This is a genomic window from Brevundimonas sp., assembly GCF_052436175.1.
Classification (GTDB): Bacteria; Pseudomonadota; Alphaproteobacteria; order Caulobacterales; family Caulobacteraceae; genus Brevundimonas.
In genome coordinates, this window is record NZ_JBQVNM010000090.1 from 1 (window position 1) to 8,094 (window position 8,094).

Genomic DNA, 8,094 nt, shown 5'->3' on the forward strand with positions numbered 1-8,094 from the left:
GTGTAGTCCATCGGTCCGGCCAGCAGGCGGGTGAAGACCAGATTGGCCTCATGCTCGGGCGGATTGCCGGGATTGCCCCAGGCCGAATACTCCATCCCGCGCTGGCCCTCGCGGCTGATGATGTTGGGGTAGGTGCGACGCAGACCGGTGTCCTTGAACGGTTCGTGGGCGTTGACGGCGACCTTGTGCCGGGCGGCGACCTCCACGACCTTCATGTGGTGCTGGGCCATGGCCTGACTCTCGTGCCAGGCCATGGCGACCTTGCCGTCCGGCCCCGTGACGCGAGCCCCGCCCGCGTCGGCGACATAGCCGGTTTTCACCGAATGGACGCCGAGCCGTTCATACAGGGCCATGGCGGCCTCGAGCTGGGGCTCATAGTGGAAGGCGTTGCCGCCGGTCTCGTGGTGGCCGATCAGCTGGACGCCCCTGGACCGGGCGTGGGCGCAGACCGCCTCGATGTCGAAATCGGGATAGGCCTCGGTGAAGGAGAAGTCCGAACCATTGGCGAACCACTGGCCGTCCCAGCCCTTGTTCCAGCCCTCGACCAGCACTCCGCCGAAGCCGTGCTTGGCCGCGAAGTCGATGTGCTTGATCGCGTTCTCGGTCGTGGCGCCGTGCTTGGGGCCGGAGTTCCAGGTCTTCAGGTCCAGATGCATCTCCCACCAGACGCCGACGTACTTCATCGGCTTGAACCAGCTGACATCGCCCAGCTTGTTGGGCTCGTTGAGGTTCAGGATCAGGCTGGATTCGATCAGGCCGGCGCCGGTGTCCGACACCTGCAGCGTCCGCCAGGGGGTGTTGAAGGGCAGGGCGCGCACCACGGCGGCATTGGTCAGGCCGGGGGTCAGCTGGGCGCGGAACTTCGTCCCGTCCGAGCGGCGCAGGTTCATGCCCGCATAATCGATACAGGCTGCCTCGTGGATCGAGACATGCAGGCCCGACCGGCCCTTGACCGTCATCGGCGTCTGGGCGCTGCCGACGGCGTCGATGGGGGTGCGGTTGTAGAGATACTCCTCGCGGTTCCACTCCCAAGCCGGACACCACAGGGCCTCGCCGTTTTCGGCCAGGTTGAACTCGGTCAGTTCCGAGCCGATGCGGGCGGTGGTCAGGCCGGGCTGTTCGGGGAATTCGTAGCGGAAGCCCAGGCCGTCGTCATAGAGGCGGAAGACCACATCGAACCGGCGCGCCAGTCCGCCCGTCTCGGCATAGGTGACGCGGAACTCGTTGTAGTGGTTGCGGACCAGACGGCGCTCGCCCCAGGGCTGCTCCCAGGTCTCGTCGAAGGCGACGGGCTGGGCGGCGGTCAGGCGCAGGCCGCGCTCCAGGGCCGGGGCGTCGGTCAGAAGGAAGCCCAGTTTGGAGGCTTCGACCACGGTGCGGCCCTGACGGCGCACCGAATACATCGGGCGGCCGTCGTTGTCGGTGGTGGCCTCGACCGTCAGCACCCCGCCGGGCGAGGAGGCGCGCGCGGCGTTCGGCGCGGTCTGGGCACGGACGGGCAGGGCGGACAGGGCCGAGACGCCCGCAGCGGCGGCGGTGAGGCTGAGGAAGGATCGGCGCTGCATCATCGGGTGACTCCACACATAAGGCGCTTGCCAAGCTCGACCGGAGCACGGCATGAAAGTTTTGCAGAAAATTTTGCATCGCCGGGGAGGGCGAGACCACGGTGAGCCGCAGAACGACGCGACTGGAAGACCTGGCCCGGATGGCGGGGGTGTCGATCTCGACCGCCTCGCGGGCGCTGAACGACAGTCCGGCGGTCAACGACCGGACCAAACAGGCGATCTGGAAGCTGGCGCGCGAGCACGACTACCCCTTCCGCCGCTACATGCCCGCCGGCCCGATCGGCGCCCAGGGCACCATCGCCCTGGTGACGCCGCGCCCACAGGGACGGGAAGGGCGCCTGAGCGATCCCTTCTTCCTCGATCTGCTGGCCGGGGTCGGAGAGGCGGCGCGGGAACGCGGCTGCGACCTCATCATGAGCCATGTCTCGCCGGTCAGTTTCGACGATGTCTCGGCGGCCATGACGACCAGCCGGGCGGACGGCGTGATCTTCCTCGGACAGTCCAGCCTGCACGCCGCCTTCAACCGCATGGCGGAGACGGAAGGGCGGTTCGTCGTCTGGGGCGCCGAACTGCCGGATCAGGCCTATTGCTCGGTCGGGTCGGACAATATCTCCGGCGGCCGTCGCGCGACCTCGCATCTGGCCCGGCTGGGCCGCAAGCGCATCGTCTTCCTCGGCGACCTCGATCCGCCCGAGGCCATGCAACGCCAGCGCGGCTACGCCGAGGCGCTGGAGGCGGCGGGTCTGGGCGTCGATCCCGACCTGATCGTCCCAGCCCATTTCGAGGTCGAATCCGCCGAAGCCTCGGTGGACGCCATGATCCGACGCGGACTGGAGTTCGACGGCATCGTCGCCGCGTCCGACCTGATCGCCCTCGGCGCCGTGCGGGCCCTGCTGCATGCGGGCATCGGCGTGCCGGGTCAGGTGTCCGTCATCGGTTTCGACAACGTGCCCTTCAGCCGCTACTCGCGCCCGGCCCTCAGCACGATCGCCCAGGACACGATGAAGGCCGGACGGCTGATGGTGTCCAAGCTGCTGGACAGCTCCGGCGACCGCGCCGCGCGGTCCGAACGCGTTCCGACCGACCTGATCGTGCGCGAGACCTGCGGGGGGTGACATTTCACCTCTCCATTCGCGCAGGCGAATGGGGAGGACAGACCGCGCAGCGGTCAGGAGGGGGCGACACCGAAGGCCGGTGTGTGCTTCGGCCCTCATTTCAAGCCGCGGCGTCGCCCCCTCCTGGCGCCAGACGGCGCCGGTCCTCCCCATCGCCCTGCGGCGATGGAGAAGTGAATGGGCGGCGAAATCCGTCATCCGCTCTTCGCCAGCAGCAGTCCCGCCAGCGAAGGCAGGGCGTCCGTCACGTCGCCCGCGACATTGACCGCCTCGACCACCGACCAGCCGTCCGGCGCCGTCCAGTCCACCGCCTCATGGCTGAGGTTGAACACGCAGAGCAGGGCGTCGTCGCCCTCGCCGCGCTGGAAGACCAGCAGGCCGGCCGGCGCCGGCAGCATCGTCATGCCGCCTGTCTTCAGGGTCGCGAAGCGGCGACGCAGGCCTACCATTCGCCGCGTCAGGTGCAGCATGGAGGCCGGATCGGCCTCCTGGGCGTCCACGGCCATCGGCACATGGCGCGGATCGACGGGCAGCCAGGGCTCCACGGTCGAGAAGCCGGCGTGGAGCCGGTCATGCCGCCACGGCATGGGCGTGCGGGCGCCGTCCCGGCCCAGGGTCTCGGGCCAGTTGGCGATGGCCTCGGGATCGACCAGCCGGTCATAGGGGACATGGGCCTGGGGCAGGCCCAGCTCCTCGCCCTCCCAGATGAAGACGTTTCCGCGCAGACACATCAGCAGCAGCATGCACATCGCCGCCATCCGCTTTTCATCGCGACCTTCGGCCCAGCGGGAGATTGCCCGCGGCGCGTCATGGTTGGAGAAGGTCCAGCTGGGCCAGCCCTCGCCTTCGACACCCGGCCACATGGCGGGTCCGCGATCCACCAGTTCCGTCGTCAGCCGGTCGGCGTAGAGGTAGAGGAAGCCATAGGCCGAATGCAGCCGGTCGTGGCCCTCCGTATAGAGCTTCATCTCCTCGTTGGCCCGGTCGCCGCCGACCTCGGCCACCAGGAAGCGGGCACGGCCGGTCTCGGCGCCGACCCGGTCGGCCAGCCTGCGCAGCCGGGTCAGGAAGGCGGGGATCTCGGGCTGGGACTGGTTGTGGATCTTGTCCTGGAAATCGAAAGGCCGGGTCCGCTTGCCGTTGCCGACCAACGGCGGATTGTCCGTCAGCTTCGGGTCGTGCATCGCGAAGTTCAGGGCGTCGAGGCGGAAGCCGTCCACGCCCCGGTCCAGCCAGAACTTCATCGCGTCCAGCAGGGCGTCTTGCACCGCCGGGTTCCTGACGTTGAGCTGCGGTTGCTCCTTCAGGAAGTTGTGCATGTAGTACTGGCGACGGCGCGCATCCCAGGTCCAGGCGGGACCGCCGAACACCGACTGCCAGTTCGAGGGCGGGGAGCCGTCGGGTTTGGCGTCGGCCCAGACGTACCAGTCGGCCTTGGCGTTGGTCAGGCTGGACCGGCTCTCCTCGAACCAGATGTGTTCGTCTGAGGTGTGGGCATAGACCTGGTCGATGATGACCTTCAGCCCCAGCTGATGGGCGCGGGCGACCAGGGCGTCGAAGTCGGCCATGGTCCCGAAGATCGGATCGACGCCGCAATAGTCGGCGACGTCGTAACCGAAGTCCTTCATCGGCGAGGTGAAGAAGGGCGACAGCCAGACCCCGTCCACACCCAGCGAGGCGATGTGGTCCAGATGGGCGGTGATGCCGGCCAGGTCGCCCACGCCGTCGTCATTCGAATCGGCGAAGCTGCGCGGATAGACCTGATACAGCACCGCGCCGCGCCACCATTCGATGGGGGCGGGCGCGTCGATCGCGACGGTCGGAGAGGTCAGGGTCTGGACGTTCAACGCGGGCCTTCCGAGGTGCAGATCATGTAGTCGAGCGCCGGGACGGTAACCCGGATGGAGCCCGGCGCCGAGGCGGAGGCGGGGCAGGCGCCGCGCGCGGCCGACCAGGTCGTGGAGGCCGCATCGACCTCCACATTGGCCGTCACCGGAGCGGTAGAGGAGTTGAGCAGGATCAGGGTCTCGCCGGCCTCGCCCTCGACCTTGCGCGACACCGCGAACAGGCCGGGCTTGTCGCCGGCGAAGCGCACCGTCTGATGGCCGCGACGCAGGGCGGGGAGGGCCTGACGCAACTTGGCCATCTCGGCGATGCGGACATAGAGGGGCGCGGTCGTGTCGAACGGCGCGCGCCGACCGCCGATCACGGGATGATTGGCGTAGTCGGCGACCTGGCCGCCGAACAGGTCGGCGCGGGCCGCGCCATAGCCGCCGATGCCGGCGAAGCCCTGTTCGTCGCCGTAGTAGATCGTCGGCACGCCGCGCGAGAACATCATCAGGGCGTGGGCCAAGGTGGTGCGGGCCAGAAGCTCCTCGTCCGACGCCTCGGGATGGGCCTTGGCGATGAAGCCGCCGATCCGCCCCATGTCGTGGTTGCCGAGGAAGGTCGGCAGCTGCATCGCACCGTCCTCACCGCCCTCATAGACGGCGTCGGCCATGAACAGCTTGGCCAGGGCGTCGGTGCCCTTGACCCCGTTGGCGACGTCGGTCGCCGTGGTCTGGAAGGCGAAGTCGAGCACGGCGGGATAGCGATCCACCCGGGTGAACCGGGCCAGCATGGCCGGGTCGTGGTCATAGACCTCGCCGAAGATGTGGAAGTTGGGAATGCCCTTCGCCTTGGCCCGCTCCAGCATGGCGGGGACGAAGGCCTGCCAGAACTCGGGGTTCACATGGCGGGCGGTGTCGATGCGGAAGCCGTCGATTCCGTAGCGGTCGATCCAGTCGCCATAGATCTCGATCATGCCCTGGACGACGCGCGGGTGCTCGGTGAACAGGTCGTCCAGCCCGGCGAAGTCGCCGTCCAGGGAGCTCTCGCCGGCGAAGGTCGTGTCGCCCCGGTTGTGATAGTAGATGGGGTCGTTCAGCCAGGCCGGAACCTTGACCGTCTCCTCATCCGCCGGGACGTAGGGGGTGTAGGCGTAGTTCGAGTCGGTCAGTCGGACGAAATCGGTCCCGTCGAAGCCGTCATTGATGGCCGCGCCATCCGGTCCGCCCCGTCGCGAATAGGGATAGTCGGCCCGGCTGCGATAGGCGCAGTCGTTCTTCGGGCATTCGCGATAGCGGATCACATCGGCCGTGTGGTTGGCGATGATGTCCATATAGACCTTCATGCCGCGCGCATGGGCCGCCTCGACGAAGGCGGCGAAGGTGGCGTCGTCGCCGAAGTGCGGATCAACGGTGGTGAAGTCGGTGATCCAGTAGCCGTGGGCGCCCGAAAACTCGCGGCCGGGTTCGCCCTGGACCGGCTTATTCTTGAACACCGGCGCCAGCCAGACGGCGGTGGCGCCCAGGCCCTGGATGTAGTCGAGGCGGTGGATCAGCCCGGCCAGATCACCGCCGTGATAGAAGCCTTCGTCGGTCGGGTCGAAGCCATGGTCCAGCTTGCCGCCCGGGATGCCGCCCGTGTCATTGGCCGTGTCCCCGTTGTCGAACCGGTCGGGCAGCAGGAAGTAGATCACCTCATCCTGGGGCAGGCGGGCGCGGAAGTCCGGCGCGGCCTGTTGCGCGGCGACCGTACCGGCCGAGGCGGCGATCAAGGCGGCGCAGGCCGCCGCGGCGATTCGGGCGCCGAGGCTTCCGGCGCGTCCTGATCCGGGCTGTCGAGGCGAGCGAGCCATGGGGATGTCCTGTGACGTTTCCTGCGGGCGACTGCATGGTTCGCCCGACGTATTTGCAAGATTTTGCAGTCCTCGCTGCGGCTGTCAACCGGAGATGCGTTGCGGCAAAAATGCAGCAGAACGGCCATGCTGCGGCGCAATACAGGGCTTCCAGCGGCTCAAGACGCCAGTGTGGGCGGGGGTTTGAGCCGTTCCAACATTACAGGCTTGCAAGATTGCCAAGGATTTGCATATTTTTGCGCAAGCTGAGATCGCAACGTCAGAAACGCGGTCGGCTCCAGGGAGGATGAAGATGATCAACCGTTTCACCACGCGCGCACGCCTGCTGTCGGGCGCCGCCATCGGCCTGGGGGTCCTGCTGGCCGCCGAAGCCGCCGCCGCCCAGACCGCGCCCGCCGCCCAGACCGATCCCGATGCGACCGAGGTCGAGGAGATCGTCGTCACCGGCATTCGCCAGTCGATCGAAGCCTCGATCAACGCCAAGGCGCGCAACACCTCCATCGTCGAGGTCATCTCGGCCGAGGACATCGGCAAGCTGCCCGACGTCTCGATCGCCGAATCCCTGGGCCGTTTGCCCGGCCTCGCCACCCAACGCCTGGACGGCCGCTCGCAGGCCCTGTCGATCCGCGGCCTCGGCCCGGACTTCACCACTGCCCTGCTGAACGGGCGCGAACAGGTCACCACCGGCGACAACCGCGGCGTGGAGTTCGACCAGTATCCGTCGGAACTGCTGTCCAGCGTCGTGGTCTACAAGACCCCGGACGCCGGCCTGATCGGTCAGGGCCTGGCCGGCACGGTCGACCTGCGCACCGTTCGCCCCCTGGCCTATGGCCGTCGCGCGCTCGCCGCCAACTATCGCCACGAGTGGAACGACATCGGCGCCCTGAACTCGGGCACGACCGACCAGGGCGACCGCTACACCCTGTCCTACATCGACCAGTTCGCGGACGGCACGATCGGCGTCGCCCTCGGCTACTCGCACATGTCGTCGCCCTATCAGTCCGAGCGGTTCAACGCCTGGGGCTATCCCAACTACAGCGACGGCAACCTGATCACCGGCGGCGTCAAGCCCTATGTCATGTCGTCGGAGCTGGAGCGCGACGGCTATATGGGCGTGCTGGAATGGCGCCCGAACGACCGGTTCCACTCGACCCTCGACGCCTTCTATTCCAAGTTCGAGAACACCCAGACCCTGCGCGGCATCGAGTTCCCGCTGGCCTGGGGCGGGTCGTCGGGCGCCTGCCCGGGCTCGCTGGCGGTCTGCCGCCCCGGCCCGTCGCTGCGTCCCGGCTATACGGTCGAGAACGGCCTGATCGTCGCCGGCACCTGGGACAACATCAAGGGCGTGGTCCGCAACGACCTGAACAAGCGCGACAGCGAGATCACCTCGTTGGGCTGGAACACCGAGTTCGTCGCCAATGACGACTGGACCCTGGCTCTGGACCTCAACTACTCCAAGGTCGATCGCGAAGACATCATCCTGGAGACCAACGCCGGCACCGGCCGCAACGTCGCCGGCGCCCTGGACACGCTCGGCTTTCGTCTGACCGACGACGGCGTGACCCAGTTCACCAGCCTGCTGAACTACGCCGATCCCAACCTGATCAAGATCACCAGCCCGCAGGGCTGGGGCGGGGACGTCATCCCCGAGGGTCAGGCCGGCTATATGAACACCCCGTCGATCACCGACGAGATCAAGGCCGTTCGCCTGACCGCCACCCGCGCTCTGCACCAG

Annotated in this window: 5 protein-coding genes; 2 read left to right on the forward strand and 3 right to left on the reverse strand. The window is 67.8% G+C overall.

What is annotated here, in order from left to right; all coding sequences use genetic code 11:
- On the reverse strand, positions 1-1,565 hold a 1,565-nt coding region (locus ACT6QK_RS14205), incomplete at its 3' end, for a glycoside hydrolase family 97 catalytic domain-containing protein (RefSeq protein WP_444598478.1).
- A gap of 77 nt (positions 1,566-1,642) precedes the next feature.
- On the opposite strand from ACT6QK_RS14205, the gene ACT6QK_RS14210 reads away from it, so the two are divergent.
- Positions 1,643-2,680, forward strand: coding sequence for a LacI family DNA-binding transcriptional regulator (locus tag ACT6QK_RS14210; protein WP_444598482.1), 1,038 nt, complete (start codon positions 1,643-1,645; stop codon positions 2,678-2,680).
- Between the two features lie 194 nt (positions 2,681-2,874).
- Here ACT6QK_RS14210 and ACT6QK_RS14215 read toward each other — a convergent pair whose 3' ends face one another.
- Together ACT6QK_RS14215 and ACT6QK_RS14220 are read right to left on the reverse strand one after the other, a co-directional pair.
- Positions 2,875-4,527 (reverse strand): alpha-glucosidase, encoded by a 1,653-nt coding sequence (locus ACT6QK_RS14215; RefSeq protein WP_444598479.1) that lies wholly within the window; start codon positions 4,525-4,527, stop codon positions 2,875-2,877.
- The gene (locus tag ACT6QK_RS14220; protein ID WP_444598480.1) at positions 4,524-6,359 is read right to left on the reverse strand and encodes an alpha-amylase family glycosyl hydrolase; all 1,836 of its coding nucleotides are present in this window, start codon (positions 6,357-6,359) and stop codon (positions 4,524-4,526) included. Before ACT6QK_RS14220 ends, ACT6QK_RS14215 begins: the two co-directional genes overlap by 4 nt.
- A 292-nt stretch (positions 6,360-6,651) precedes the next feature.
- Between ACT6QK_RS14220 and ACT6QK_RS14225 the strand changes: the two genes are divergently transcribed.
- The coding region (locus ACT6QK_RS14225) for a TonB-dependent receptor plug domain-containing protein (RefSeq protein WP_444598481.1) at positions 6,652-8,094 on the forward strand (1,443 nt) is incomplete at its 3' end.